The sequence below is a fragment of the Pseudomonas marginalis genome, assembly GCF_008692035.1.
In the GTDB taxonomy this organism is placed as follows: Bacteria; Pseudomonadota; Gammaproteobacteria; order Pseudomonadales; family Pseudomonadaceae; genus Aquipseudomonas; species Aquipseudomonas marginalis.
The window spans coordinates 2,184,136-2,209,840 of record NZ_VTFG01000001.1; the positions used below are offsets into that span (position 1 = coordinate 2,184,136).

Consider the following 25,705-nt stretch of genomic DNA (forward strand, 5'->3'; position numbering starts at 1 on the left):
AAAAGGCCTCTTTTTTATTGCCGGTTAATTAGTCCGGCTTACCGTTTACAACGCCTGCGGTGTTATCCAGCAAACTCTTGGTCGCGGTTTGCAGGAACGCTTCGAGTTTCTGCTTGAGTGCAGCCTCGTCCGGCGATTCGGCAATCACTTTACCGCTCGGGTTGGCGCCCAGTTCGTATTGCCACAGCTTCGGTGGCATTTCCTTGGGCAGTACCAGAATACGGTCTGCGGTGACCAGGGCCACGGTCTGGTCGCTGCCCGATGGCTTGATCACGCCAAAGCCCTTGTCGCCTTCCGGCAGGTTCAGCAGGTCGCGGCCCCAGCATTGGTGCAGGGTGTCACCACCCAGGCGGCCCATGATGGTCGGCACGATGTCGATCTGGGTGCCCACGGTGTGGTCACGCTCGCCGAACTTCTCCTGCACGCCCGGTGCAATCATCAGCATCGGTACGTTGAAGCGACCCAGGTCCATCTCGGTGATCTGCTGTTCGTTGCCGAAGCCATGGTCGCCCACGATCACGAACAGGGTTTCCTTGAAGTACGGCTCCTTGCGGGCCTTCTCAAAGAACTGGCCCAGGGCCCAGTCGGAGTAACGCATGGCCGTCAAATGCTCGTTGAGGCTGCCACGGTCGGTGACTTTCTCCACCGGCAATGGCGTCGGCAACGCGTACGGCGTGTGGTTGGACAGGGTTTGCAGGAGTGCGTAGAACGGCTTGCCGCCTTCACGGGCCTTCAACTCTTCCAGGCCACGGTTGAACATGTCCTGGTCGGACACGCCCCAGGTCGGGTCGGAGAACACCGGGTCGACGAAGTCGTTGCGGCCGATGAAGTTGGTCATGCCCTGGTTGCTGAAGAAGCCCGACTGGTTGTCCCAGGCGAAGTCGCCGTTGTAGACATACACGTCGTTGAAATCACGGGCGCTGAGCAACTGTGGCAGGCCCGACAGCTTATGGCTGCCTTCCGGGGTCTGCATCAGGTATTCAAAGCCTGGCAGGTTCGGGAAGCAGGCCATGGTGGCGAACATACCCTGGTGGGTATGGGTGCCGTTGGAGAAGAAACGGTCGAACAGCAGGCCTTCCTTGGACAGTTTGTCGAAGGATGGCGTGATGTTGCCGGGACGCCCCAAGGCGCCGACCGAGTGACCGGCGAAGCTTTCCATCAGGATCACGACCACGTTCTTGATCGGCAGGGTCTTCTCGGCCGGCGGCGTGTAGTCGCGGCGTACGGCGGCGATGTCGGTATCGACCAGTTTTTCCTGTGGCAGCACCAGCATGTCACGCACGGTCTGGGTGGCCAGCGGCTGGTCCAGGGTCGCCTTCCAGATGTTGGAGCGGTCCTCACCGAACCGGGCCTTGGCCGCCGCGATCAGCGACAAGGTGCCATTGAGGCCCAACTGGTTGGCGAAGTTCGAATCGGTGGTGTACACATCGCCCCAACGCAGCGGCGGGCCCTGGCGCAGGGTGCCACGGGCGGCAACCACGGCGATCAGCAGGCACACGACGAACACCGCGATGCGGCTGTACCACGGCGCCACCTGGCGCGTGCCGATGCTGCCACCACTGAACGGGCCACGTGGGCGCGTGGCGCGGTCGGCGCCTTTGAACGCGATGCTCAGGATCAGCGTGCCCACGGCCCAGGCCAGCAGGTAGCGCACCACCGGGAAACCGTACCAGAGCATGCTCATCACGGTTTTCGGGTCTTCCTTCACATACTGGAAGACCAGGCCGTTGAGGCGCTGGTGGAACTCGCGGTAGAAGTCCATCTCCATCAAGCCCAGGAACAGGGCGATGCTGGACGCAAGGGTCAGCCAGAAGCGGAATAACCCACGCGCGGCCATGGCCCGTACGCTGAACAGTGCCAGCAGCAGCGGGATCAGCAGGTAGACCACCAGGCGGATGTCAAAACGCAGGCCGTTGGCGAACGCTTCAAGGAAGGTCGAGGCCGGCGTGTCGAGGATCATCTCGCGGTTGTAGACCAGCAGCGCCAGGCGCAGCAGGGAGAACATCACCATCATGACCAGTGCGCAGAGCAGCGTGTACGCCAGATGGGATTTGACGGTCGGTTGCAGCAGGCGATTAGAAGCTCGCTGCTGACTCAGGGCGTCCGGGTTTGCCATGTCGTTTCAGGACCCATTGGAAGTTTAAGTGACGAAGTAATGCAGTGGCGCGAATGGTGCCCGATCAATGCCATCAAGGCTATTAATTACTGAACGAGCACCGCTGCGCCGCCTTTAAAAGCACCTGAGGCAGGGCCTTGGCAGGGAGAGATAGAGCCGGCGGATTGTCTTGGATAAGATGTGAAAATTGTGTGCAGCGAATATTTCGATACACAAAATACAGCGAAGATACGAGCAAGTACCGTAGCAGCTGCCGAGCCTCGGCGAGGCAGCTGCTACAAGGAGGGAGCAGGGATCAGATCCGCACGTTACCGCGCGGCCCGGCGATAGCCCAGATGATCAGGCCCAGTACCGGCAGCAGCAGGATCAACAGGATCCACAACACCTTGGCCCCGGTGCTTGCGCCGCTTTTGAACACATTGATGATCGCCCAGATATCCAGCGCCAGGATGATCAAGCCGATCAGGCTGTTAAAAGTGGAACCCATGGTGTCGCTCCTAAGTGAGGGCATGCCCTTGTAGGATAGCCAGCCCTGGCCGGGGTTCCGTTTTATTTCAGACGTGCACGGCGACCTTCAGCGCTTCCAGGGATGGCTCGGCCTGGATGCCGACTTCGGCACACAACGCCAGCACGCGCGGCAGGTCATTGCCGAACACCAGCACCGCCTGGATCTCGTCGTCCAGCAACTGGCTGAAGTTGAGCAGCACATAACCGCCGTCTTCCGGGCTCAGGGCGCTCATCTGGATCTGGATACGGTTCAGGGCGGTGAGGCCGTCAGTCTTGGCCAGTTGCTTGGGTTTGAGGTTGAACGCCACACCCGGTCCGAACGACGCGACGATCTGCGCAAACAGGTCGCCATAGGTATCGGCCTGGAACAGCACGGTATCCGGCAGGCTGCCGACTACCACCCACTCCCCCAGCGGGATCGGAAAGCTGTCGTCGTAGTTGATATCCGGGTTGGCGGCCAGGAAGGCCGCCGGGTCGGCGTAGGCCTGGGCGGCCTCTTCGGCGATGCGCGCCACCTCGTCCGCGCCCATGACCCCGGCGCTGATTTTGCTGATAAGTTCGACGAGGGCGGTTTTCATGGGGTGATCCTGTAGCGGGCTGGTTTTTGAGGGCGCACAGCCTACACCAGTTTCTCCAACTGCGCCGCCGTGTCCTTAGCCCCCATGGTCTGCGCCGCCGCCAGCGCAGTCGCGCCCTGGGCATCGGTGGCCTTGGGGTTGGCGCCTTGGCTGAGCAGGTAGTCGACCATGTCGACGCGGTTGAACATGGCGGCCATCATCAACGCAGTACGCCCGTCGGACGAGGCGGCCTCGATCGGCGTGCCCCCTTCAATCAGCGCCTTGACCACCGGCAAGTGGCCCTTGAACGCCGCGCCGGCGATGGGCAACTGGTTCTTGTCATTGGCGATCAGCGGGTCGGCCTTGAACTCCAGCAGCACTTTTACCGCTTCGGCATGGCCGTGGTAGGCAGACAGCATCAGCAAGGTATCGCCGTTGTGGTTGCGAAAGTTGGCCGGCAAGCCTTTGGCCAGGAGCGCGGCGAGCATGGCGGCGTCGCCTTTGCGGGCGACGTCGAAGACCTGCTCGGCAAATTCGGCGGCTTCGTCTTCAGTCATTTGTTTGGCGTGGTCTGACATGTGGGGGCTCCTTGTCTGGTGCTTTATAGGCCGCCAGTGTCGCGAGGGAGTTCCCCACTGTCATGCCCTTTTTAGCAAAAGCGGCCATAGACAGAATCAATAGCGGAACTGGCCGCCCTGGATCTGCGCCAACAGTTGCCCGGTGACCGGCACATAGCAGTCCGACCCCGGCAACCAGGCATACACCGGGTCATTGCCGGCCTTGTCCGGATCAAAGGCTTCTTCCTTGAGCTTGACCTTCTGGTACTTGAAGGTACCGGTGGTTTCCATCTTGACCTTGATCCGCAGGAAGAGCGGCACCGCATAGTGGGGCAACTGGCCGTGGGCGAATTTCAGCAGCTCGCGCATGTCCAGCGAGGCCAGGGATTCACTCGGGGTGATGGCGACCATGCCCGCGCGGCCATTGGTGTTTTCGATCTCGACGCCATAAGCCACCACTTCGGCGATCTGCGGGTGTTGCAGCAGGACGTTCTCGACCTCGGTGGTGGACACGTTTTCACCTTTCCAGCGATAGGTGTCCCCCAGGCGATCCACAAATTGCGCATGGCCAAAGCCGATGCTGCGCAACAAATCGCCGGTATTGAAGTAGCGGTCACCTTTTTCAAACACGTCGGTGAGTACCACCCTGCGATTCTTTTCCGGGTCGGTGTAGCCGTCGAAGGGCGATTTTTCATCGATCCTCGCCAACAACAGGCCCTGCCCGCCCGTGGGGACTTTACGCATAAAGCCATCGCTGCCACGCAGCGGCTCGCCGCTGTCATGGGCGTAGTCCACCAGCGCCCAGTGCTGCAGGCAGAAACCGATGGTGTTGTCGAAATTCAGCACGTTGGTAAAACCGATATTGCCGTCACTGGCCGCGTACAGCTCGCAGATATGCTCCACGCCATAGCGTGCCTTGAACTGCGCCCACACACCGGGGCGCAAGCCATTGCCAACCATCTTGGTCACGCAGTTGTCACGGTCGTTTTCGCTGGGTGGCTGGTCGAGCAGGTAACGACACAACTCACCGACGTAGCCGAGGGTGGTCGCCTTGAATCGGCGCGCATCGTCCCAGAACTGGCTGGCGCTGAACTTGCGGCGAATGGCGAAGCCCGAGGCCCCGACAATCGCCGAGCCCCAACACACGCAAAGGCCGGTGGCGTGGTACAGCGGCAAAGTGCAATACAGGACGTCGTCAGGGCCCATGTCCAGCGCGATGCTGCCGAAGCTGACGGCAGTCTTGGTCCAGCGGCCGTGTTTCATGATGCCGGCCTTGGGCAGGCCGGTGGTGCCGGAGGTGTAGATATAGAAGCAAGGGTCGTTGAAGAAGATCTGCGCAGTGCTGGCCGGGTTGTCCACCGGGCACGCGGCGCTCGCCGCCAACAGGTCGATATACCCCTGCGGCACCAGGCTGGACGGCTGATCGGCGACGAACCAGGTTCGATCAGCCGCGATGGCCACCTGATCGCGCACCGCGTCATAGGGGGCCACCAGTTCCGCGCCGACAATAATGGCTGCCGGGCTCACCAGATTCAGGCTGTGCACCAGCGCCGCCTGGGTTTGCGCGGTATTGAGCATCGCGCAGATGCCACCCAGCTTGGCCACGGCCAGCACGTTCAAGAGCAATTCGGGGCGGTTTTCGATAAACAGCGCCACCACGTCCCCCTTGCCGATGCCCTCGGCTTGCAGGTGGTGGGCAATACGGTTGGCGCGCTGGTTGGCGTCGGTGTAGCTGAGCACACGGTCGCCGTACAGCAATGCGTTGCCGTCGGGGTTGCGCAGGGTGGCTTGCTCAAAGTGCCAGCCCAGCCCGCAAGGCTGCGCGGGGTCGGTGACATTGGCGGCACGCATGCCGCGCACTACGCGCGGCAGGGCGCGAACGATGGCCGGCACCTTACTCAGCAGCTTGCCCCAGGTGATCATGTCGTTGTGCGGGTGGCTCATGGAGAAACGTCCTTTTTCTTATTCTTCGTCTGATCCCGAAGCACCGACACCTCCGTAAGAGGAAGGCCGAATGCATGGCAGGAAAATACGTCAGCCGTTCTTCGGCTGTACACGCGGGATTTGAAAAGTTTTGTATCCCGTCGGGTGGGTGTTCAAAAAAGGAATTTAGCTGCCCGCGAGTAGTCTTTATCCGTACAGGGGCGCCAACCCCATCCTATCGAGTAACGCAAAATGCAGGATGCATGATGGCCATTCATGCAAATTGCACGAAAGCGAAAATCCACTGTATTTTCAAGTCATTGATTTATAAGAATATTTTTTAAATCATAAGCTGGCACAATCACTGCACCTATCACTCCATGCTTGCCAACTTGAGCCAACGGAGCTGATAGACATGAGCCTGATCCAAGATAAATTCGCTTCAGTATTCTCCAACTACGACGTCACCACCCAGCCTCGTCCCGACGGCGGCATTCTGTTGACCCTGCGCAACAGTGACGGCAAGCAGGTCAAGCGTTCGATCTCTTACCAGCAGTTGCACACCGCCGATCAATTGACCTGGGTGATCAGCGCGATTCGTCGCGACCTGGCCGAACAAGCCAGTGAACTGCCGCAAATTTCGATGTTGCAAAGCCAGAACCGCTTTGCCCTGCCGACCTACCATTCGGCATAAATACCGCAGTCATAACAAGGCCGCGACGCTTTCGAGCGTCGCGGCCTTTTTTGTCTGACGATGATTCCAGCCCGGCACTTCGCTGAACTGCGCCTGAGCCCGATACAGCTGTTTATAGGCGAGTTCAACATCTGCCGGTGCCGTCTTGTCCTATAGAGTCGGCACCGGGGTGCCGCCGTTCAAGGCTGGAATCTTTGAAAACACCTCAGCCATGAAATCCATGAACACGATAGCCCGTGTGGGGAGCAGTCTATTGGCGACATAAACCATCTGCACGGGGACAGGGGGAGCCCCATGGTTGGTGAGAATGAACTGTAATCTCCCGCTGTTCAGCCCGCCCTCAAACAGCCACGCAGGTCCATGCGCCACACCCAGGCCCGCCACGACCGCCGCACTCACAGCGTCGGGCGAGTTGACCCTGAGCCTGCCGGTAATCGGAATCTCCGCGTCCCGGAATCGCCAGGTCGCCCCGGACGACAGTAAGGTGTAGATGATGCAATCGTGGTCGCGTAGATCCTCCGGGGTCTGCGGAACGCCGCGTTTAGCCAAGTAGTCCGTGCTGGCGACGAAGACCCGGTCGTACCATCCAAGAGGCCGGGCGCGCAAGGTGCTGTCCTCCAGCTGTCCTATGCGAATGGCGAGTTCGGTGCCTTCATTGACCAGGTCTACGTATCGATCGTTGAGTTGGAGATCCAAGATCAATTGAGGGTAGCGCTCCAGAAAGGCCGGCACATGCGGCAGCACAAACGCGTGTGCGAGAGCTGTCGGACAGGCTACGCGCAAGAGTCCCGATGGATCGACGATGTTTCTGAAGGACGATTCGGATTCATCCACCGCATCCAGGATGCGCCGGATGTCCGCATAGTAGCGTTCGCCCTCCGGCGTCAACGACAGCTTGCGCGTAGACCGGTGGAGCAAGCGCGCCTGCAAATGCTCCTCCAGAGCCGCTACATAGCGGCTTACATTCGGTTGCCCCAGCCCTAGATCACGCCCTGCCGCCGAAAAGCTCCCGGTTTCTACAGCACGCGCAAAGCATGTCATCAACAGAAATCGGTCCACTTCTCCACCTCAATTCATGCTCAATTTGCATGAATTATATGCGAATAAGCAGTCTTATATACTATGGGGCATGAGCGCATATTTCTCCCTGTCGACCGCGGTGGTCGTCATTCACCGGAGAATTCAAATGTCGCGCTTGCAAGGTAAACGTACGCTCATCACTGGCGGCACCAGTGGCATCGGGCTGGAAACGGCAAAGCAGTTCCTGGCCGAGGGTGCTCGCGTGATCGTAACGGGTGTCAACCCCGATTCGATTGCAAAGGCCCAGGCCGAATTGGGCCCGGAAGTGCCGGTGCTGCGCGCCGACTCGGCCAGCGTTGCGGCACAAAAGGAACTGGCACACGTCATCAAGGAACACTACGGCCAACTCGACGTTGCCTTCCTCAATGCCGGCGTATCCGTCTGGCAGCCCATTGAGGAATGGACGGAAGACATGTTCGACCGCTCTTTCGACATCAACGTCAAAGGGCCGTACTTCCTGATGCAGGCGCTGTTGCCGGTCTTCGCCAATCCTGCTTCGGTCGTGTTGACGACTTCCGTAAGCGCCCATGCAGGCGCAGATCGCTCGTCCGTGTATGCCGCAACGAAAGCCGCATTGCTGAACATGTCGAAGACGCTCTCGACCGAATTGCTGGGCCGTGGCATCCGTGTCAACGCAGTGAGCCCTGGCCCCGTCGAGACTCCGCTTTACGACAAGCTGGGTATTCCGGAAGCTTATCGCGCGCAGCTTAACAAAGAGATCGCGGCAACCATTCCGCTTGGGCGCTTCGGTACCTCCGACGAGGTGGCCAAGGCAGTACTGTATCTGGCATCCGACGAGTCGCGCTGGACGGTCGGCTCTGAAATCGTCCTTGACGGCGGCCGCCTGCTGAATGGCTAAGCGCGCAGCTCAAGAATTACGCGAATGCCACATCGCCCGGGCTGAGTTAATCAGGCGCTGAACTCCCGCCCCCAGCACTTAGCGACGAACCAGTCCAATCCAGACTGCGCACACAGCGGAACGTAGGCACGGTTTCGTTATGGCTGGACGATGACGCTTCAAACCGATGGCTTCGATGGCCGAAAGCCCCTCACCAAGGCTCGCTGGGGTCAGCATAAACCTTGGCGTGCCGCCTCATTCATCGCCTGCACTCGGTTGGTCACGCCAAATTTGCCGTAGATATTGCGCAGGTGGAATTTCACCGTGGCTTCAGACGTGGCGCGAATCTGGCTGATCTCCCAGACGGTCTTGCCTTCGGAGGCCCAACGCAGGATTTCCAGTTCCGTAGGGGTCAGTGGTTTTCCGGACAAGCTCAAACGCCTCCTGGCGGCGTTGGGCACCGAATGTGGCACTGGAGACAATTCCCTGGGGCCTCTCATTAGTTTCACTCCCTTTTGCTGGCTATCGCCCTATCACCTTCGGATTCCTCCTATTGACAGGTGATATAAACGTTGTTGCCGCAAAGAGTTACATAACCAATGGCACTAAGGCGCAGGCCCCGCGATAAACAGCCGGGCCTTACAAGAATAAGAGTTTATTCCCACAACAACTTCCAACATGCGGGGGTTGAAGTTTTCGATATGTCGTAATCAGTCATCCAGCCCGGGAAAGCGTCGGGCGATATCGTCGCCCGTCAACTCCGGCACCGGGTTTTGCGCCTGATTGAAGAGTCGCAGCGTTATACAGTGGGGGTTCTCCCCCATATCAAACCAATGCGGCATACCGGCGGGTACCAACAGCAGATCGTTTTTTTCACAACGCACGGCATACACGTAGTCGCCAACATGCAGGTTGAACAAGCCCTGGCCGGCGATGAAAAAACGCACTTCGTCTTCGCTGTAGCGGCGTTCATCCAGGAACCGGGCACGCCATTCGGCTTTTTGCGGGTGGTCGCTGGTGACACTGAGCACCGCCACCGCACCGTAGCCGAGGGCATCGATCTGCGGCTGATAGGCGGCAATCATCTCAGCGTCGCTGGCGCCCCTCTCGATCAGGGCAGGCTGCCAGCGCTCGAACCGCACACCGTGCTCGGCCAGGGTAGCGGCGATGTCGTCGACATGGGTCAGGACCTTGTTCGGGGTATCCGGTGAAGCGACGGGGTAGACGGCGACATAACTCATTGAAGGGTTCCTTGGTTCTGCTCTTGCAATCGAAAACCGATGATAGCGGCGGCGGCCAGGGCGGCGACGCTGGCAATACTAAAGGTGAAGGTCGGCCCCAGCAGGTTCCAGCTGTAGCCGGAATACAGCGCACCCAGCGCACCGCCGGTGCCGGCCAGGGCGGCGTACAGCGCCTGGCCCTGGCCTTGTTGCTTATCGCCAAAGCTGCGCTGCACAAAGGCAATCGCTGCGGCGTGAAAACTGCCGAACGTGGCAGCGTGCATGACCTGCGCCAGCAACAGCACCCACAGCAGTTCGGCAAACGAGCCCAGCAACAGCCAGCGCAGGGCCGCCAGCAGGAAACTGGCCAGCAGCACCCGGCGTACCGAAAAACGTGTGAGGATGCGGCTCATGCCCAGGAACATCAGCACTTCCGCCACCACCCCCAGGGCCCACAGCATGCCGATCATGCCACGGCTGTAGCCAAGGTGTTCCAGGTGCAGGGTCAGGAAGGTGTAATACGGGCCATGGCTCATTTGCATCAGCGCCACGCAGGCGTAAAACGCCAGTACGCCGGGACTGCGCAGCTGCTTGAGGAAACCATCAGCGGCCAGACGATTGCCGTGGCTGGCGGGCTGCGCATTCGGGACCCACAGGCTGGCACCGATAATGCCGGCCATGATCACCACGACCACCACCGGGTAGATATCCAGGCTCAGCCAGTCGAACAGGCGGCCCATGATCACCACGGTGAGGATAAAACCGATGGAGCCCCACAGGCGCACCTGGCTATAGCGCGCGGTCTGTTTTTGCAGGTGGGCCAGGGTGATCACTTCAAACTGCGGCAGCACCGCGTGCCAGAAGAACGCATGCAGGGCCATCACCAGGGCCAGCCAGGCGTAGGAGTGGCTGACGAAGATCAGGGAAAAACTCAGCAGGGTGCACACCGCGCCGAAGCGCACGATGGCCAGGCGTCGGCCGCTGTAGTCGCCCAGCCAGCCCCACAGGTTGGGGGCCACGCAGCGCATCAGCATGGGGATGGCCACCAGCTCGCCGATGCGCGCGCTGGAGAACCCCAGGTGGTCGAAGTACAGCGCCAGGAACGGCGCCGTCGCCCCGAGCAGGGCGAAGTAGAACAGGTAGAAGCTGGAGAGGCGCCAGTACGGGAGGGCTGTCACCGCAGCGCCGTCACAGCTGGCCCAGCACCGGGGTACTCACGCGCACATCGGCATTTTGCCCGCGATTGCGCAACAGGTGGTCCATCAACACGATGGCCATCATCGCTTCGGCAATCGGCGTGGCACGGATGCCCACGCACGGGTCGTGACGGCCCTTGGTGATCACATCCACCGGGTTGCCGTGCACATCGATCGAACGGCCCGGGGTGGTGATGCTCGAGGTGGCCTTGAGTGCCAGGTGCGCAACAATCGGCTGGCCGGAGGAAATACCGCCGAGGATGCCGCCCGCGTTGTTGCTGAGGAAGCCTTCCGGCGTCAGTTCATCGCGGTGCTCGGTGCCACGCTGGGACACGCAGGCAAAACCGGCGCCAATCTCCACGCCTTTCACCGCATTGATGCTCATCAGCGCGTGGGCCAGTTCGGCGTCGAGGCGGTCGAAAATCGGCTCGCCCAGGCCCGGCTTGACGCCTTCGGCGACTACGGTGATCTTGGCGCCGACCGAATCCTGGTCGCGACGCAGCTGGTCCATGTAGGCTTCCAGCTCCGGTACTTTGTCCGGGTCAGGGCAGAAAAAGGCGTTGTCTTCCACGCTGTCCCAGGTCTTGAACGGGATTTCAATCGGGCCCAACTGGCTCATGTAGCCACGGATGACGATGCCCTGGGTCGCCAGGTATTTCTTGGCGATGGCGCCGGCTGCCACCCTCATCGCGGTTTCACGGGCCGAGCTGCGACCGCCGCCACGGTAGTCGCGTTCGCCGTATTTATGGTGGTAGGTGTAGTCGGCATGGGCCGGGCGGAACAGATCCTTGATCGCCGAGTAGTCCTTGGACTTCTGGTCGGTATTGCGAATCAGCAGGCCGATGGCGCACCCGGTGGTACGACCTTCGAACACCCCGGAGAGGATCTCGACTTCGTCGGGCTCCTGGCGCTGGGTGGTGTGGCGGCTGGTGCCGGGCTTGCGACGGTCGAGGTCACGCTGCAGGTCTTCCAGGGACAGCTCGAGGCCGGGCGGGCAGCCGTCGACAATGGCGACCAACGCCGGGCCATGGCTTTCGCCCGCGGTGGTGACAGTGAACAGCTTGCCGAAGGTATTGCCGGACATGCAGGGCGCTCCGTGAAATCAGTTGAATCAAGTCAACCGTAATAACTTAAGGCGGCCAGTATACGCAGGCTAACCGACTAGTTCATCCTCGAAACCTTACCGGTAGACCTTGGTCCAACCGGCACCTTCCTCATGATGGCGCGATGATGCTGCGAGTTCTTCTGTTTACCCTGACCCTGTTTACCGCCGTGGCCCACGCCGCCTCCCCTGTCGTACTGCAACGCCCGATCAGCCTGGACACCGGCAGTGGCGAACTGTTTGGCTCGCTGCTGCTGCCCCAGTCCGACAAACCGGTACCGGTGGTGTTGATCATCGCCGGCTCCGGCCCCACCGACCGCAACGGCAACAGCGCCGACGGCGCACGCAATGACAGCCTCAAGCGCCTGGCCTGGGTGCTGGCCCGGCATAACATCGCCAGCGTGCGCTACGACAAGCGCGGTGTGGCCGCCAGCCTCGCCGCCACGCCCGACGAACGCAACCTGACCCTCGATGCCTACGTGGCCGACGCGGTGGCCTGGGGTAAATTGCTCAAGGCCGACACACGCATGGGCCCGCTGATTGTGCTGGGCCACAGCGAAGGCGCGCTGGTTGCCGCCCTCGCCGCCCCCCAACTCGACCCGGCTGGAGTCATTTCCCTGTCCGGCAGCGCCCGCCCGGTCGACCAGGTGATCCGCCAGCAACTGGCCGATCACCTGCCCCCTGCCCTGCTGCTGCGCAGCAATGAAATCCTTGATCACCTCAAGGCCGGTCAGGTGGACGCCGATGTGCCTGGCCCGTTGCAGGGCATTTTCCGACCCAGCGTGCAGCCTTATCTGATCAGCCTGTTTCGCGCCGACCCTTCAGCGGCCTTTGCGAAACTGCGCATGCCGGCGTTGATCATCCAGGGCAGCAACGATATTCAGGTCGGTGTGGGCGACGCCGAGCAACTCAAAAGGGCCAAGCCCGATGCCGAACTGGCGGTGATCGAAGGCATGAACCACGTGATGCGCATCGTGCCCAACGACGTAAAGCAACAATTGGCCTCCTACAATGACCCGCAATTGCCGCTCGCCGCTGAACTGGGCACCCGCTTGGCAGGCTTTATCGACGGACTTCAACCCCGTTAACCGACAATTTGCCTCCAGTCCTGCAAAAAGCGGCCGATAAGCCCAGAGTCGACAGCAAAAAGACTGTCGACTGGCAGGGCTTGGACAGGATCGCACCGCATGACAACCACTGAAGCAACACCGGAACCGACCGCCGACACCCCGGCTGAAAAAACCGAGGCCATCGACACGGCGGCTCCCCTGCCGTGGGCGGATGTTCAGGCCGAGCATTTCAAGATGCTGCGCCTGGCCCCGCTGGCCACCGACCGCGCCACCGGCCTGCGGCCGCTGCGGTTCGTACAGTTCGGCTATGCCGAGCGCCATGACAAACACCACAGCCTGTTGCGCATGGTGATCCAATTGCCGGGGCAGCGGGTGCGCCGTGAGCAGAACCATCTGGATATCTGGGTGGATCACGATAAACACCGCGTGCACTTCGGCCCGGGCAACAGCCTGGAAATCGAACCGGCCAACCGCGGCATCGGCCGCTTCCTGGTGGCCCAGGGCGCCGCGTGGGCGAAGAAAAAATGGTCAAGCTACCGCGTCGACGGCGTGGACCTGGCCAACAAGGACGCACTCAACGAAGCCACACGCCTGCGCCGCGATCACTTCCTGCGCGTCCAGGGTTTCGATGTGGCCTACGCCGATGTGCAGCACCTCAAAGGCAACGTGCAGCCGGGCAAGGTCAGCGACGTACTGGACAGTTGGAACACCGAGAAGGTGCAGTTCGTGGAGATCCTTGAAGCCGCGCAGATGCTGCAACAGGCCGAGCACAACCTGCTGGAGCAGGAAGTGAAGCTGCGCAAGGAAGAAGAAAAGGTCACCAAGTTCAAGCGTGAGGACAGCGGGTTGCGCTTTACCATCACCTGCCTGGTGGCATTTACCGTGTTTCAGGCGGGGCTGTTGATCTGGATTGCCACGCACCGATAGCCGGCTGGAAAGCCATCGAAAGGTGGGAGGGGGCGTGGCCCCTCCTACATTTCCTACCCTAAGCTTGGTTAAACCCGAGCGGCGAAGATTGCCTGGTGCTCTCGGCACTGTTCGGCCGTGAGCATGAACACCCCATGCCCACCCCGCTGGAAATCCAGCCAGGCGAAGTCCACTTCCGGGTACAGCGCGTCAACATGCACCTGGCTGTTGCCCACCTCGACAATCAGCAAACCCTTCTCGGTCAGGTGGTCCGCCGCCTCGGCCAGCATGCGCCGCACCAGGTTCAGGCCATCGTCGCCGCAGGCCAGGCCCAGCTCCGGCTCGTGCTGGTATTCGTCCGGCATGTCGGCAAAGTCTTCGGCATCCACATACGGCGGGTTCGACACGATCAGGTCAAAGCGCTGGCCCGGCAGGCCGTCGAAGCCGTCGCCCTGCACGGTGTACACACGCTCGTCGACACCATGGCGCTCGATATTCTGATTGGCCACTTCCAGGGCTTCGAAGGACAGGTCACCGAGTACCACTTCGGCGTCCTGGAACTCGTAGGCGCAGGCAATGCCGATGCAGCCGGAGCCGGTGCACAGGTCGAGGATGCGCGTCGGTGGTTGGGCCAGCCAAGGTTCGAAGCGGTTTTCGATCAACTCGCCGATAGGTGAGCGCGGGATCAGCACGCGCTCGTCAACGATAAACGACATGCCGCAGAACCACGCCTCTTTCAACAGGTAGGCCGTGGGCACCCGCTCATGGATACGGCGATGCAACAAACGCTGTACGTGAGAGATTTCCTCTTCTTCCAGGTTGCAATCGAGGTAGCTGTCGGCAATTTCCCATGGCAGGTGCAAGGCACCGAGCACCAACTGCCGGGCTTCGTCCCAGGCATTGTCGGTGCCATGGCCAAAAAACAGGTCTTCCCCATGGAAACGGCTGACGGCCCAACGGATGTGGTCGCGCAAGGTGCGCAGGCGGGATGTGATCACGGGGGGCAGACTCCTGGAAAAAACGACTGGCGATTCTAACAGTCTTCGCCTGTATCGACGATGTACGAAAACCTGTTGCCGTACGTCGGATTTCATCCAAATCGCCATCATTCGGTTAAACATCGCCACCACTTGACATGGCTGCACGCCAGCAACGGCGTACCTTACGATAGTAGCGATTCACAGAACCGCTCAGCCAGTGGACAATGACGCAAAAGCCCCCCTCACAGGAGCCCCAGAATGTCCGTTCCAAAGACGATGTTTCAACTCAGCGGTCGTGGTTACGCAGCTGCCAACCTTGCCCATGCGACCCTCGTGATCATCGACGCTCAAAAGGAATACCTCAGTGGCCCGCTCGCCCTCTCCGGCATGGACGCGGCGGTCGGCAATATCAAGCAACTGGTCGCCGCCGCGCGCAACGCCGGGCGCCCGATCGTGCACGTGCGCCACCTGGGTACCGTGGGCGGCCTGTTTGACCCCCAGGGCGAACGCGGTGAGTTCATCCCCGGCCTCGAACCTCAAGGTGACGAAACCATCATCGGCAAGCTGCTGCCCAGCGCCTTCCACGGCACCGGCCTGGAAAAACACCTGCAGGACCTCGGTTCCCTGGACCTGATCGTCTGCGGCTTCATGAGCCACTCCAGCGTCAGCACCACCGTGCGTGCCGCGAAGAACCTGGGGTTTCGCTGCACCCTGGTGGAAGACGCCTGTGCCACCCGCGACCTGCCTTACAAAGGTGGCATCCTGAGCGCCGAGCATGTGCAGCAGACCGAGATGGCCATCATGGCTGACAATTTTGCCACTCTCGCACTGACTAAAGACCTGATCTGATCGCCCTTCGGGTGAGCGGCGCGGCCTGTTGCAGGTCCCGCTCATCCGCAAAGCCCTCTCATTTGGCGCATTTACCTCGGGTACAGGAACAACCTGTGTATCTTCCGGTCGAAGGGCCGATACCCTGGAGGAAAGGTCGGAATGAAGATATCCGATGGTTTTGACGCTCGTCGCTTGCGCCCCAAGGGCCCGAGCAACTGGCGTCTGCGCCTGGTGGCCGGCATTGCCGCGCTGCTGGCGGTCGTAGGTTTGCTGTTGACCGGCGCTGGTGGCGCCGGTTTGTCTGGCCACTCGCCGGCCCTTGGCGAACTGAATGCCAGCCCTGGCGGCTCGGCGATTCTGCTGGGGATCGGGCTGCTCGTGCTGTGGCTGGGCATATGGCTGTGGCGTCGCAGCCGTCGGAAGATGCGCCAGCCGTTGTCACTGAACATCGCCTCGCACCTGATGAAAAAGCACGACTGATGGCGCTTGGATAGCGTTTCCTGCGCCCCGGCCGCCGCGATTTAGGTAAACTGCCCGCCCTTCGCGGAGGCTGACATGCAAGACGACGATTTTTCCCTGTTCAAAAACGAGCTGCGCGGCGTCAAGCCGATCAAGCACGACCGCGCCGACACCGGCAAACCCAAGGCCGACCGCGCACAGATCGCCAAGCTGCGCCAGGCTGCTACCGTACGCACCGATGCCACCACCGTGGATGGCCTGTCAGACCAGTTCGTGATCGATGTCGGCCCCGAAGACGAGCTGATGTGGGCCCGCGACGGCGTACAGGAAAGCCAGATGCGCAAGCTCAAGGCCGGTCAGATCCCGTTCGAAGGCAGCCTCGACCTGCACGGCATGAACGTGGAGAAAGCCCGGGAAACCCTGTGGGCCTTCCTCGCCGAAGCCACCAAGTTCGAAATCCGCTGCGTGCGCGTCACCCATGGCAAGGCGGTGCGCTTGGACGGCAAGCGGCCGATGATCAAGAGCCACGTCAACACCTGGCTGCGCCAGCATGCCCAGGTGCTCGGCTTTACCTCGTGCCAGGCCCGTCATGGGGGCGCGGGTGCGGTGTATGTGATGCTCAAGCGCACGATGATGGAAGGGCGCGACGAGTAACAAGTGCCATCGTCAGGCTTGCAGCGATGTGTCGGCCACCGTAACCTTGCGCTTTGCGAAAATCCCACAGGTAGTTTCATGTCCCTGGAACAGAATTACACCGCGATCCTCGGCCAACTCGGCGAGGACGTCTCCCGCGAGGGCCTGCTCGACACGCCCAAGCGTGCCGCCAAGGCGATGCAGTACCTTTGCCGCGGCTATGAACAGACACTCGAAGAAGTCACCAACGGTGCCTTGTTCAGCTCCGACAACAGCGAAATGGTGCTGGTCAAGGACATCGAGTTGTACTCGCTGTGCGAACACCACCTGCTGCCGTTTATCGGCAAGGCGCATGTGGCGTATATCCCGAGCGGCAAGGTGCTGGGCCTGTCGAAGGTCGCGCGGATTGTCGACATGTATGCGCGCCGCCTGCAGATCCAGGAAAACCTCAGCCGCCAGATCGCCGATGCGGTGATGCAAGTGACCGGTGCCCTGGGCGTGGCCGTGGTGATCGAAGCCAAGCACATGTGCATGATGATGCGCGGTGTGGAGAAACAGAATTCGTCGATGATCACCTCGGTGATGCTGGGTGAGTTCCGCGAAAACGCGGCCACCCGCAGTGAATTCCTCAGCCTGATCAAGTAACAGGCCGGGTAGGGAAAAACCGGCGTTCATCGCCGGTTTTTTTTCGCCTGCAAAATTGAGGTAAGCTGCGGCCCCTTCTTCATGGGCAAGAGGTTTCAGCCATGTTCGTCAAAGCACTTCGAGTGGGCCTCGGCCACGTCATCATCGCCGGCGACTTCCTTACCCGCCCGCGCAAAAAGCAGCGCCCTGCCGAACAACAGGCGCAGGTGAACGCAGCGGCCAAGGACCTGACCCTGTATCAATTCCACGCCTGCCCGTTCTGCGTGAAGACCCGCCGCACCCTGCACCGCCTGAATGTGCCGGTGGCGCTGAAGGATGCGAAGAACAACGAGCAGGACCGCCAGACCCTGCTGGAGCAAGGCGGCAAGATCAAGGTGCCGTGCCTGCGTATCGAAGAGAATGGCCAGACCACCTGGATGTATGACTCCAAGGTAATCATCGATTACCTGGACAAGCGTTTCGCCGCGATCTGACAGACCTGGGCAGATTCACTGTGGGAGGGGGCAAGTCCCTCCCAGAGTTAGTCCAGTAGTGCCAAATCGAGATCGAGCAGCGCCGAGCCGAGGCACTTGCCATGGGCATCCAGCGCCAGCGAGCGGGTTACGCCGCCGCGCAATATACCCGGCAGTACGAAGTTCAGCGCCTGCACATTCGGCAGTTCATAGCGCCGCACCGGGGCCGCGTCCGGCTCCAGCAGGCCGGCAAAAAAGTCGGCCACGCGCTCGGCGGTAAGCTGTTCACACAACAGCAGATAATCCTCGGCCCGGTAAGCAATGATCGAAATGTTCGAGGTATCGCCCTTGTCGCCGGTACGGGAATGGGCCAGCGTGTGCAGTTTCATGCTTCGATCCTCGGGTTGACCGCGTCACGGGGCAGCAGCAATGACGCCACCGCCACCACCTGCCGTACGCTCTTGCTGGCACCGCCGCCGCCGGACGGGCCGTTGGTGTAGAGGGTTTCCACTTCATTGCCGACCCGCACCGCTTCGCTGCGTTCTTCACAGCGGGCCGCCACGCGCAGGCGCACTTCCCAGGGCTCTACGCTGCTGCGCGGACCGTGCAGCGAGTCCATGCCGATCAGTTCGGCGCGTACGTCCTGCATCTTCACACCCATCAGTTGCAAACGCTTGAGTACGACATCCCGCGCCAGCTGCGCCCGTGCGACCGCGCCGGGACCGCCGTAGGACATTTGCCCTTCGCCAATCCAGCCATCCAGGTAACCGACGCTCACCTTCAACTGCTCGGGCCGTGCGCGGCCAGCAGCACCGTGGGCACGTACCCGATCAACGCCCTCCTCATCAAACCCCACCTGGGAAAAATCGGCAGTCACGTCCGGGGTGAGATACGCCGCAGGATCATGCACTTCGTAGATCAACTGCTCGGTGCAGGTGGCACGACTGACCCGCCCACCGGAGCCTGCCACCTTAGTGATCACGGCCTCACCCTCGGCATCGATTTCAGCCAACGGAAAGCCCAGGCGTGCGAGGTCATCCACATCCTTGAAACCGGGATCGGCAAAATAGCCGCCGCTGACCTGCCCGGCACACTCCAGCAGATGCCCGACCAACGTGCCGCGCCCCAGGCGCTGCCAATCATCCGCTGCCCAGCCGAACGCAAACATCTGCGGCGCCAGGAACAGCGACGGGTCGGCCACCCGCCCGGTGATCACCACATCGGCGTCGGCGCGCAGGGCCTGCAAAATGCCGTCGACGCCCAGGTAGGCATTCGCGGAAATCAGTCGCTTGCCGAGTGAACCCACGGTCCGGCCGTTATCCAGTACTTGCTCGGGGCGCAAGACGTCCAGCACGTCATCGCCGACCACCGCCACCACCTTGAGGGCCAGGCCCAGCTCATGGGCAATCCGCCGCACTTCAAGCGCCGCCGACACCGGGTTGGCCGCGCCCATATTGGTGATCACCCGCAGGCGGCGGCGCCCTTCATGGCGGCCGACGTAAGGCAACACACGCTGCATGCGCTCACTGAGCAGCGGGTCATACCCCCCCTGTGGATCGCTGATTCGTGCCTGTTGTGCCAAGGCGATGGTGCGCTCGGCCAGGCACTCGAACACCAGGTAATCCAGGTCGCCCAGCTCGGCCAGTTCCACGGCAGGTTCGATGCGGTCGCCGGAGTAGCCGGCGCCGGAACCGATGCGCAAGGTTTTCATTTCAAATCACTCCCAGGAGCAACGCCGTCAGGGTCATCAACACCGACGCGGCAAACAGAAAAGGAATGGTGAAGCGCTGGTGATCGGCCAATTCGATCTTGCACAGGCCCACCAACAGGAAGGTCGCCGGGGTCAGCGGACTGACCGGAAAACCGGTGGTGTGTACGCCCAGCAACGACGCCTGGGCCACTTGCAGCGGGTCGACGCCCAGGGCCTTGCCGACTTCGGCGATCACCGGCATCACGCCGAAATAATAGGAGTCGGGATCGAACAGCATGCTCAGCGGCATGGACATAAAGCCCACCACGGCCGGAATCAGCTTGCCGTGTCCGGCCGGAATCTGCGCTACCGCCACTTCGGCGATGGCCTTGAGCATGCCGGTGCCTTGCATGATGCCGGTGAACACCCCGGCGGCGAGCAGGATACTGGCCATGGTCAGGGCGGTTTTCGCATGGGCATCGATGCGGGCGCGTTGGGCGTCCACGTTCGGGTAGTTGATGCACAGCGCTGCCACGGTGCCGAGCATGAACATCACCACCGGGTCGACCCAGCCGGCGATCATCACCACCATGACCAGCACGGTCAGGATCAGGTTGACCCAGAACAGGCGGGGGCGGCGCAGCTTGATGTCGTCGTCGCTGAGCACCCGTTGCGGCACGGCGTCCACGCTGGAGCCGGCGCCCAGGCCCAGGCGTCTTTCTTCTCGCCGGCCGAGCCACCAGGCGCAGGCGAAGACGAAGATCAGCCCGACGATCTGCACCGGGATCAGCGGCTGGAACAGGTCCGCCACCGGCACGTGCAAGGCCGCCGAAGAGCGCAGCACCGGGCCGGTCCACGGCAGGAAATTGACCCCGGCGGCCATCGCGCAGACACAGGCGAGGATGCGTTTATCGATGCCCAGCCGCGTATACAACGGCAGCATCGCCGGCACCGTCACCAGAAAGGTCACGGCACCGGAACCGTCCAGGTGCACCAACAGGGCCAGGGTCGCAGTCCCAACGACAATCCGTGTAGGACGTGTCCCTACCGTGCGCAGGATGCGATCAATGATGGGATCGAGCATACCGGCATCGGTCATGATCCCGAAAAACAGGATCGCGAACACGAACATGCCCACCACGGGGGCGACGTTCTTGATGCCGGTAATGATGAAGGCACTGGTTTGCAGGCCGAACCCACCGAGCAGCGCGGCGATGATCGGCAAGGCGATCAGGGCCACCAGTGGCGAAAGGCGTTTGCTCATGACGGCAGCGAGCAGGCACAGGATGGTAATGACACCCAGGGTTGCGAGCATGGGTTACTCCAGAGCGGCCTTGGTGGCCGGTTATTGTTTTCCCTGGAGTATTGGAAGCGCGTTACTCTTTGTAAATTGGAATGTTCAGCCAGTCATATTCGTAAAAACAAAACGCTCGAGAACAACAACAATGAAAAATTCGATCCAGCACATTCAGGCGTTCCTTGCGGTGGCCCGCACCGGCAGCTTTATCAAGGCCGCCCATGAGCTGCATCTTTCGCCTTCGGCACTCACCGTGCAGGTGCAACAACTCGAAGACTGGCTCGGCGTCGCCCTGCTCGACCGCAGCCCCCGGCATGTGAGCATCACCGCTGCCGGCCAGGACGCGCGCGGGCCGATGGAAAAACTGCTGCTGGACCTGGACAACATCGTCACCGGCTCCCGCGACCTCGCGGCCTTGCGCCGTGGCGTGGTCACCCTCGCGGCCCTGCCGTCGGTCTGCGCCGGCGCCCTGCCCCCGGCCCTGCGTCTGTTTCGCGAGCGTTTTGCCGGGATCGAAGTACGCCTGCAGGACCTGGTGGCCCATCGCATTCATGCCCAGGTGCGCGCAGGCGAAGTGGATTTCGGTATTGGCGTACGGGCGCGGCTAAGCCATGGCCTGGAGTTCACCCCGGTGCTGAATGATCGATTGTGTGCGTTCGTACCGCTGGATCACCCCCTCGCCCACCATCGCCAATTGACCCTGGAGCAACTGGCGGACCAGCCGATCATCCTTACCGGCCGCGACAGCAGCGTACGCGAGCAAGTGGATGGGCTGTTCGATGAGACGCGGTTGACGATGAACGCCGGGATGGAGGCCAACTACATGTCGACGGTGCTGGCGCTGGTGCGTCAGGGGCTGGGGATCAGCGTACTGCCGGAGTCGGCGGCGGACAGCCTGGAGGGGTTGAAGCGCATCCATATCGATCATCCCGGGGTGAACCGCGAGATCGGCTTGATCAGTCGTAGCGGGATGGGATTGAGCCCGGCGGCGCAGCGCTGTTTCGACCTGCTGAACGATGAATTATCTGGCACGGCATCGAGCTGAATGTGGGAGGGGCAAGTCGAATCGTCGCACCGCCCTCCCACCGTTTTTGACCGTGGTGATCAGTCGAGCATGGCCACATGCCTGGGATGGCTGGCCACGCGCTTCAACCAGGCCTGCACCGCCGGGTAAGGCGTCAGGTCAAACCCACCTTCATGGGCTACATGGGTGTAGGCATACAGCGCAATATCGGCAATCGAATACTGCTCGCCCACCAGGTATGGCGTGGTTTGCAGCTGACGCTCCATGACCTTCAGAGCCTTGTAACCGCGCTTGTGGGTGGTCTTGTATTCCTCCAGGCGATCTTCCGGCATGTTCAGGTAGAACTGGATAAACCGCGCCACCGCAATGTACGGCTCATGGCTGTACTGCTCGAAAAACTGCCACTGCAGCACTTGCGTGCGCAGGCGCGGTTCGGTGGGCAGGAATTCGCTGCCATCGGCAAGGAAGTTGAGGATCGCGTTGGACTCCCACAGGCAGGTGCCATCCTCCAGCTCCAGCACCGGGATCTTGCCGTTGGGGTTCTTGGCCAGGAATTCAGGGGTCTCGGTATCGCCGTTGAGGATGTCGATATCCACCCATTGATACGGGATACCCAACAGGTTGAGCATCAATTTGACCTTGTAGCAGTTGCCCGACTTGTAATCGCCATAAACCTTGTACATGGGGCTCCCCTTATGCCGCTTGCGCGTGCTGTGCTTGACGGACCACCGCGGCCAGGCGTTTGAGCCCTTCGTCCAGACGGGCCGGGTCGATATGGCTGAAATTGAGTCGCAGTGAGCCTAAATGCTGGTCCGGCTCGGAAAAGAACGGTTCACCGGGCATGAACGCGACGTCCTGATCGAGTGCAGGTGCCAACAAAGTGCGGGTATCGAGCGGCTGTTTCAAGGTCAGCCAGAAGAATAATCCGCCCTGGGGCACTTGCCAGTCGGCCAGTTCGCTGAAGTGGCGTTGTAATGCAGCCTGGAATGCGTCGCGGCGCTCGCGGTAGAAACTGCGCAGTTCCACCAGGTGTTGCTGGTATTTCTGCGTGCCGATCCACTGCATGGCCTGCCACTGGCCGACGCGATTGGTGTGCAGGTCCGCCGATTGCTTGAGCTTGAGCAGGTGCGGGAACAGGTCCGGGCTGGCGATCAGGTACCCCACGCGCAGGCCGGGCAGCAAGGTCTTGGAGACCGTGCCGGTGTAGATCCAGCTGGCTTTTTTCAAGCGGCCGACGATGGGCTGCGCACTGCCGCCGTCGAAGGTCAGCTCGCGATAGGGTTCGTCTTCGATCAGGGTCACGCCGAACTCATCGAGCAAAGCGGCGACGGCCTCGCGCTTGGCTTCGCTGTAGCGCACGGCCGAAGGGTTCTGGAACGTCGGGATCAGGTAGATGAACGCCGGGCGATGGCGTTCGAGATTGGCGCGCAGGCTGGCCAGGTCGGGACCATCGGCTTCCAGTTGCACGCTGAGGCAATCGGCGCCGAACAGCTGGAAGATCTGCAGGGCGGCCAGGTAGGTGGGGCCTTCCAGCAGGATCCTGGTGCCTTTGTCGATATACAGCTTGGCCGCCAGGTCCAGGGTTTGCTGGGAACCGCTGACCACCAGCACCTGGCTGGCCTGGCACGGCACACCCAACCCACGCGCTTCGGCGGCGAGCAGTTCACGTAACTGCGGCTCGCCTTCGCTCATGCCGTATTGGCCGATGTTCAGCGGCATATCATCCCAGTCCAGCGCCGGCAGCATGGCTTCGGCCGGCAGGCCACCGGCGAACGACATCACTTCCGGGCGCTGGGCGGCCGCGAGGATTTCACGGATCAAGGAGCTTTTGAGGCGCGTAACACGTTCAGAGAAGGCCATAAGGTCACCGCTAGCGAAGCCTGTGGGAAATACGTCAAACTGGTTGACCGAAATTACGACAGCTTGAGTGGATACGTCAACATGCTTGACCTTAAAAACCAAAGCAGCCAGCAACAAGCCATGGAAGCGTTCTTCTTCGGTTACCAGGCGTTCACTGCCAAGGCCGATGAAATGCTTGAACGCCGTGGCCTGAGCCGGGTGCACCAGCGCATCGTGTTTTTTATCGCGCGCTACCCGGCGCTGAGCGTCAAGCAACTGCTGGAACTGCTCGGTGTGAGCAAGCAGGCGCTGAACATACCCTTGCGCCAATTGCAGGAAATGCACCTGGTGGACAGCGTCGCGTCGCAGACCGACAAGCGCAAACGCCTGCTGGAGTTGACCGAGGAAGGCCTGTGTTTCGAGCAGTCGCTGCGCCGTGAACAGGTGAAGCTGTTGCAGCGTGCCTTCGCCGAAGCGGGCGAAGAAGCGGTAAACGGTTGGCTCGCAGTCAACCAGGCACTTGCAGGCCAGCCTTGATCCTCGGTGGCGCCCTGGCTTTGCCTTTCATCCTTTTCATGCAGAAAATAGAAAACATTATTTGCTTTATTTGTATACAAAAGCATAATTCGCTTCGTGCGAGTTCCTGACCTATTGGTCAACAAAACCCGCCGGTACCTCACAGCGCCCCGCGCTGGACATAACAATAAAATGCTTGAGGAGTACTCGCTGTGGATAGCCGCAAATCCGAAGCCTCGCCGCTGGACCTTGCCCCCTCACAGAACGGCTGGCTCGAACGCCTGTTCAAACTGCGCCTGCATGGCACCACAGTGAAGACCGAGCTGATCGCCGGGCTCACCACCTTCATCACCATGGCCTACATCATCTTTGTCAACCCCAACATCATGGCCGATGCCGGCATCGATCACGGCGCTGCGTTCGTCGCCACCTGCATCGCCGCCGCGCTGGGTTGCCTGCTGATGGGCCTGTACGCCAACTGGCCGGTGGGCCTGGCGCCGGGCATGGGCCTGAATGCGTTTTTCACCTACACCGTGGTCGGCACCATGGGTTACCACTGGGAAACCGCGCTGGGTGCGGTGTTTATTTCCGGGGTGCTGTTCATGGGCCTGACCCTTTCCCGGGTGCGTGAATGGCTGCTCAACAGCATTCCGGTGAGCCTGCGCCACGCCATGGGTGCTGGTGTCGGGCTGTTCCTCGGGGTGATCGGCCTGAAAACCGCGGGCATCATCGTCGACAGCCCGGCCACCCTGATCAAGCTCGGTTCGCTGCACGAGCCGGCGCCGCTGCTGGCGGCGGTGTGTTTCCTGCTGATCGCGATCCTCAGCTACCACCGGGTGTTCGGCGCGATCCTCATCAGCATCATCGCCGTGACCCTGGCCGGCTGGGGCCTGGACCTGGTGCACTACAACGGCATTCTCTCCACGCCTCCGAGCCTGGCGCCGACCTGGATGGCCATGGACATAAAAGGTGTATTCAATGTCAGCATGATCAGCGTGGTATTTGCCTTCCTTTTTGTGCACATGTTTGACACTGCAGGTACACTGATGGGCGTTGCGCAACGCGCCGGGCTGGTCAACGCCGACGGCAGGATCGATAACCTGTCCCGCGCCCTCAAGGCCGACAGCGCTTCGAGTGTGTTCGGTGCCATGGTGGGGGTGCCGCCGGTGACCAGCTACGTGGAAAGCGCCGCCGGGGTGGCCGCAGGTGGCCGTACCGGGTTGACGGCGGTGACGGTCGGCGTGTTGTTTGTGGCGGCCATGTTCTTCGCACCGCTGGCGGGCATGATCCCGGCCTATGCCACCGCCGGTGCGCTGATCTACGTGGCGATGCTGATGATGGCGAGCATGGCCCACATCAATTGGGATGAGGCCACCGACAGCATCCCGGCCATCGTGACTGCGATCATGATGCCCCTGACCTTCTCGGTCGCCGACGGTATCGCCCTGGGCTTTATCACCTATGTGGCGCTCAAGGCGGGCACCGGCAAGTACCGCGAGATTTCCGTAAGCCTGTGGGTGTTGTGCGCGATCTTTATCGCCAAGTTCGTCTTTCTATAGAAAAGGAGCATGCA

Annotated in this window: 28 protein-coding genes; 12 read left to right on the top strand and 16 right to left on the bottom strand. The window is 61.2% G+C overall.

The features are described from left to right. Positions 1-28: 28 nt before the first annotated feature. The 5 genes from FX984_RS10180 to FX984_RS10200 form a co-directional block, all read right to left on the bottom strand. The gene (locus FX984_RS10180; protein WP_098478982.1) at positions 29-2,116 is read right to left on the bottom strand and encodes an LTA synthase family protein; all 2,088 of its coding nucleotides are present in this window, start codon (positions 2,114-2,116) and stop codon (positions 29-31) included. A gap of 295 nt (positions 2,117-2,411) precedes the next feature. After that, positions 2,412-2,603 carry a PLDc N-terminal domain-containing protein gene (locus FX984_RS10185; protein WP_003192770.1) on the bottom strand — a complete coding sequence of 64 codons (192 nt, stop codon included), beginning with the start codon at positions 2,601-2,603 and terminating at the stop codon, positions 2,412-2,414. Between the two features lie 67 nt (positions 2,604-2,670). Next, positions 2,671-3,201: a hypothetical protein gene (locus FX984_RS10190; protein ID WP_027603946.1), complete on the bottom strand. Its 531-nt coding sequence runs from the start codon at positions 3,199-3,201 to the stop codon at positions 2,671-2,673. Positions 3,202-3,242: 41 nt separating this feature from the next. Then, complete coding sequence (locus FX984_RS10195; RefSeq protein WP_027603945.1) at positions 3,243-3,758, bottom strand: ankyrin repeat domain-containing protein; 516 nt, start codon at positions 3,756-3,758, stop codon at positions 3,243-3,245. A 96-nt stretch (positions 3,759-3,854) separates the two neighbouring features. After that, the gene (locus tag FX984_RS10200; RefSeq protein ID WP_146476699.1) at positions 3,855-5,681 is read right to left on the bottom strand and encodes a long-chain-acyl-CoA synthetase; all 1,827 of its coding nucleotides are present in this window, start codon (positions 5,679-5,681) and stop codon (positions 3,855-3,857) included. A gap of 394 nt (positions 5,682-6,075) precedes the next feature. Between FX984_RS10200 and FX984_RS10205 the strand changes: the two genes are divergently transcribed. Continuing rightward, positions 6,076-6,354 carry a DUF3509 domain-containing protein gene (locus FX984_RS10205; protein ID WP_027603943.1) on the top strand — a complete coding sequence of 93 codons (279 nt, stop codon included), beginning with the start codon at positions 6,076-6,078 and terminating at the stop codon, positions 6,352-6,354. 150 nt (positions 6,355-6,504) lie between these two features. Here FX984_RS10205 and FX984_RS10210 read toward each other — a convergent pair whose 3' ends face one another. Further along, on the bottom strand, positions 6,505-7,413 hold the full coding sequence (locus FX984_RS10210; RefSeq protein ID WP_146476700.1) for a LysR family transcriptional regulator: 909 nt from the start codon (positions 7,411-7,413) through the stop codon (positions 6,505-6,507). Between the two features lie 127 nt (positions 7,414-7,540). Between FX984_RS10210 and FX984_RS10215 the strand changes: the two genes are divergently transcribed. Beyond that, positions 7,541-8,293 carry an SDR family oxidoreductase gene (locus FX984_RS10215; RefSeq protein ID WP_141155664.1) on the top strand — a complete coding sequence of 251 codons (753 nt, stop codon included), beginning with the start codon at positions 7,541-7,543 and terminating at the stop codon, positions 8,291-8,293. Between the two features lie 209 nt (positions 8,294-8,502). On the opposite strand, the gene FX984_RS10220 is transcribed toward FX984_RS10215, so the two are convergent. The 4 genes from FX984_RS10220 to aroC form a co-directional block, all read right to left on the bottom strand. Continuing rightward, positions 8,503-8,772 carry a response regulator transcription factor gene (locus tag FX984_RS10220; RefSeq protein ID WP_027603939.1) on the bottom strand — a complete coding sequence of 90 codons (270 nt, stop codon included), beginning with the start codon at positions 8,770-8,772 and terminating at the stop codon, positions 8,503-8,505. Between the two features lie 210 nt (positions 8,773-8,982). Next, on the bottom strand, positions 8,983-9,513 hold the full coding sequence (locus FX984_RS10225) for a 1,2-dihydroxy-3-keto-5-methylthiopentene dioxygenase (protein WP_146476701.1): 531 nt from the start codon (positions 9,511-9,513) through the stop codon (positions 8,983-8,985). After that, on the bottom strand, positions 9,510-10,670 hold the full coding sequence (locus FX984_RS10230; protein ID WP_146476702.1) for an MFS transporter: 1,161 nt from the start codon (positions 10,668-10,670) through the stop codon (positions 9,510-9,512). Before FX984_RS10230 ends, FX984_RS10225 begins: the two co-directional genes overlap by 4 nt. A 10-nt stretch (positions 10,671-10,680) precedes the next feature. Continuing rightward, a complete protein-coding gene (gene aroC, locus FX984_RS10235) occupies positions 10,681-11,772 on the bottom strand; it encodes a chorismate synthase (RefSeq protein ID WP_027603936.1) in 1,092 nt (363 codons plus the stop codon). A 143-nt stretch (positions 11,773-11,915) separates the two neighbouring features. Between aroC and FX984_RS10240 the strand changes: the two genes are divergently transcribed. After that, positions 11,916-12,878, top strand: a complete 963-nt coding sequence (locus FX984_RS10240; protein WP_027603935.1) for an alpha/beta hydrolase — start codon at positions 11,916-11,918, stop codon at positions 12,876-12,878. 99 nt (positions 12,879-12,977) lie between these two features. Further along, positions 12,978-13,787, top strand: a complete 810-nt coding sequence (locus FX984_RS10245) for a hypothetical protein (protein WP_027603934.1) — start codon at positions 12,978-12,980, stop codon at positions 13,785-13,787. 68 nt (positions 13,788-13,855) lie between these two features. Here FX984_RS10245 and prmB read toward each other — a convergent pair whose 3' ends face one another. Next, positions 13,856-14,764, bottom strand: a complete 909-nt coding sequence (prmB, locus tag FX984_RS10250; RefSeq protein ID WP_027603933.1) for a 50S ribosomal protein L3 N(5)-glutamine methyltransferase — start codon at positions 14,762-14,764, stop codon at positions 13,856-13,858. Positions 14,765-15,004: 240 nt separating this feature from the next. On the opposite strand from prmB, the gene FX984_RS10255 reads away from it, so the two are divergent. From FX984_RS10255 to FX984_RS10275, 5 genes are all read left to right on the top strand, one after another. Beyond that, positions 15,005-15,595 (top strand): cysteine hydrolase family protein, encoded by a 591-nt coding sequence (locus tag FX984_RS10255; protein ID WP_027603932.1) that lies wholly within the window; start codon positions 15,005-15,007, stop codon positions 15,593-15,595. A gap of 141 nt (positions 15,596-15,736) precedes the next feature. Then, positions 15,737-16,057 (top strand): hypothetical protein, encoded by a 321-nt coding sequence (locus FX984_RS10260; protein WP_098478979.1) that lies wholly within the window; start codon positions 15,737-15,739, stop codon positions 16,055-16,057. A 75-nt stretch (positions 16,058-16,132) separates the two neighbouring features. Then, on the top strand, positions 16,133-16,690 hold the full coding sequence (locus FX984_RS10265; protein WP_016976371.1) for a Smr/MutS family protein: 558 nt from the start codon (positions 16,133-16,135) through the stop codon (positions 16,688-16,690). Between the two features lie 78 nt (positions 16,691-16,768). Next, positions 16,769-17,314 carry a GTP cyclohydrolase I FolE gene (gene folE / locus FX984_RS10270; RefSeq protein WP_003442011.1) on the top strand — a complete coding sequence of 182 codons (546 nt, stop codon included), beginning with the start codon at positions 16,769-16,771 and terminating at the stop codon, positions 17,312-17,314. Positions 17,315-17,415: 101 nt separating this feature from the next. After that, a complete protein-coding gene (locus FX984_RS10275) occupies positions 17,416-17,787 on the top strand; it encodes a glutathione S-transferase N-terminal domain-containing protein (RefSeq protein ID WP_027603930.1) in 372 nt (123 codons plus the stop codon). Between the two features lie 47 nt (positions 17,788-17,834). Here FX984_RS10275 and FX984_RS10280 read toward each other — a convergent pair whose 3' ends face one another. From FX984_RS10280 to FX984_RS10290, 3 genes are read right to left on the bottom strand one after another with little or no spacing between them, the layout of a single operon-like run. After that, positions 17,835-18,155: an AtuA-related protein gene (locus FX984_RS10280; protein ID WP_027603929.1), complete on the bottom strand. Its 321-nt coding sequence runs from the start codon at positions 18,153-18,155 to the stop codon at positions 17,835-17,837. Next, positions 18,152-19,477 carry an acyclic terpene utilization AtuA family protein gene (locus FX984_RS10285; RefSeq protein ID WP_027603928.1) on the bottom strand — a complete coding sequence of 442 codons (1,326 nt, stop codon included), beginning with the start codon at positions 19,475-19,477 and terminating at the stop codon, positions 18,152-18,154. The genes FX984_RS10280 and FX984_RS10285 overlap by 4 nt, the downstream gene beginning before the upstream one ends. Position 19,478: 1 nt before the next feature. Next, complete coding sequence (locus FX984_RS10290; RefSeq protein ID WP_092355107.1) at positions 19,479-20,771, bottom strand: CitMHS family transporter; 1,293 nt, start codon at positions 20,769-20,771, stop codon at positions 19,479-19,481. 130 nt (positions 20,772-20,901) lie between these two features. On the opposite strand from FX984_RS10290, the gene FX984_RS10295 reads away from it, so the two are divergent. Beyond that, positions 20,902-21,798, top strand: a complete 897-nt coding sequence (locus FX984_RS10295) for a LysR family transcriptional regulator (protein ID WP_027603926.1) — start codon at positions 20,902-20,904, stop codon at positions 21,796-21,798. 59 nt (positions 21,799-21,857) lie between these two features. On the opposite strand, the gene FX984_RS10300 is transcribed toward FX984_RS10295, so the two are convergent. Both FX984_RS10300 and FX984_RS10305 read right to left on the bottom strand, forming a co-directional pair. Then, complete coding sequence (locus FX984_RS10300) at positions 21,858-22,460, bottom strand: glutathione S-transferase family protein (protein ID WP_027603925.1); 603 nt, start codon at positions 22,458-22,460, stop codon at positions 21,858-21,860. 10 nt (positions 22,461-22,470) lie between these two features. Beyond that, positions 22,471-23,637: an aminotransferase-like domain-containing protein gene (locus FX984_RS10305; RefSeq protein WP_027603924.1), complete on the bottom strand. Its 1,167-nt coding sequence runs from the start codon at positions 23,635-23,637 to the stop codon at positions 22,471-22,473. An 81-nt stretch (positions 23,638-23,718) separates the two neighbouring features. On the opposite strand from FX984_RS10305, the gene FX984_RS10310 reads away from it, so the two are divergent. Both FX984_RS10310 and FX984_RS10315 read left to right on the top strand, forming a co-directional pair. Beyond that, positions 23,719-24,153, top strand: a complete 435-nt coding sequence (locus FX984_RS10310; RefSeq protein WP_146476703.1) for a MarR family winged helix-turn-helix transcriptional regulator — start codon at positions 23,719-23,721, stop codon at positions 24,151-24,153. Between the two features lie 191 nt (positions 24,154-24,344). After that, positions 24,345-25,691, top strand: a complete 1,347-nt coding sequence (locus tag FX984_RS10315; RefSeq protein ID WP_027603922.1) for an NCS2 family permease — start codon at positions 24,345-24,347, stop codon at positions 25,689-25,691. Positions 25,692-25,705: the final 14 nt, after the last annotated feature.

Coding starts and splice junctions, on each gene's coding strand:
- FX984_RS10180 (WP_098478982.1), bottom strand. CDS start 2,116: ATGGCAAACCCGGACGCCCTGAGTCAGCAGCGAGCTTCTAATCGCCTG.
- FX984_RS10185 (WP_003192770.1), bottom strand. CDS start 2,603: ATGGGTTCCACTTTTAACAGCCTGATCGGCTTGATCATCCTGGCGCTG.
- FX984_RS10190 (WP_027603946.1), bottom strand. CDS start 3,201: ATGAAAACCGCCCTCGTCGAACTTATCAGCAAAATCAGCGCCGGGGTC.
- FX984_RS10195 (WP_027603945.1), bottom strand. CDS start 3,758: ATGTCAGACCACGCCAAACAAATGACTGAAGACGAAGCCGCCGAATTT.
- FX984_RS10200 (WP_146476699.1), bottom strand. CDS start 5,681: ATGAGCCACCCGCACAACGACATGATCACCTGGGGCAAGCTGCTGAGT.
- FX984_RS10205 (WP_027603943.1), top strand. CDS start 6,076: ATGAGCCTGATCCAAGATAAATTCGCTTCAGTATTCTCCAACTACGAC.
- FX984_RS10215 (WP_141155664.1), top strand. CDS start 7,541: ATGTCGCGCTTGCAAGGTAAACGTACGCTCATCACTGGCGGCACCAGT.
- FX984_RS10220 (WP_027603939.1), bottom strand. CDS start 8,772: ATGAGAGGCCCCAGGGAATTGTCTCCAGTGCCACATTCGGTGCCCAAC.
- FX984_RS10225 (WP_146476701.1), bottom strand. CDS start 9,513: ATGAGTTATGTCGCCGTCTACCCCGTCGCTTCACCGGATACCCCGAAC.
- aroC (WP_027603936.1), bottom strand. CDS start 11,772: ATGTCCGGCAATACCTTCGGCAAGCTGTTCACTGTCACCACCGCGGGC.
- FX984_RS10240 (WP_027603935.1), top strand. CDS start 11,916: ATGATGCTGCGAGTTCTTCTGTTTACCCTGACCCTGTTTACCGCCGTG.
- FX984_RS10245 (WP_027603934.1), top strand. CDS start 12,978: ATGACAACCACTGAAGCAACACCGGAACCGACCGCCGACACCCCGGCT.
- FX984_RS10255 (WP_027603932.1), top strand. CDS start 15,005: ATGTCCGTTCCAAAGACGATGTTTCAACTCAGCGGTCGTGGTTACGCA.
- FX984_RS10260 (WP_098478979.1), top strand. CDS start 15,737: ATGAAGATATCCGATGGTTTTGACGCTCGTCGCTTGCGCCCCAAGGGC.
- FX984_RS10265 (WP_016976371.1), top strand. CDS start 16,133: ATGCAAGACGACGATTTTTCCCTGTTCAAAAACGAGCTGCGCGGCGTC.
- folE (WP_003442011.1), top strand. CDS start 16,769: ATGTCCCTGGAACAGAATTACACCGCGATCCTCGGCCAACTCGGCGAG.
- FX984_RS10275 (WP_027603930.1), top strand. CDS start 17,416: ATGTTCGTCAAAGCACTTCGAGTGGGCCTCGGCCACGTCATCATCGCC.
- FX984_RS10280 (WP_027603929.1), bottom strand. CDS start 18,155: ATGAAACTGCACACGCTGGCCCATTCCCGTACCGGCGACAAGGGCGAT.
- FX984_RS10285 (WP_027603928.1), bottom strand. CDS start 19,477: ATGAAAACCTTGCGCATCGGTTCCGGCGCCGGCTACTCCGGCGACCGC.
- FX984_RS10290 (WP_092355107.1), bottom strand. CDS start 20,771: ATGCTCGCAACCCTGGGTGTCATTACCATCCTGTGCCTGCTCGCTGCC.
- FX984_RS10295 (WP_027603926.1), top strand. CDS start 20,902: ATGAAAAATTCGATCCAGCACATTCAGGCGTTCCTTGCGGTGGCCCGC.
- FX984_RS10300 (WP_027603925.1), bottom strand. CDS start 22,460: ATGTACAAGGTTTATGGCGATTACAAGTCGGGCAACTGCTACAAGGTC.
- FX984_RS10305 (WP_027603924.1), bottom strand. CDS start 23,637: ATGGCCTTCTCTGAACGTGTTACGCGCCTCAAAAGCTCCTTGATCCGT.
- FX984_RS10310 (WP_146476703.1), top strand. CDS start 23,719: ATGCTTGACCTTAAAAACCAAAGCAGCCAGCAACAAGCCATGGAAGCG.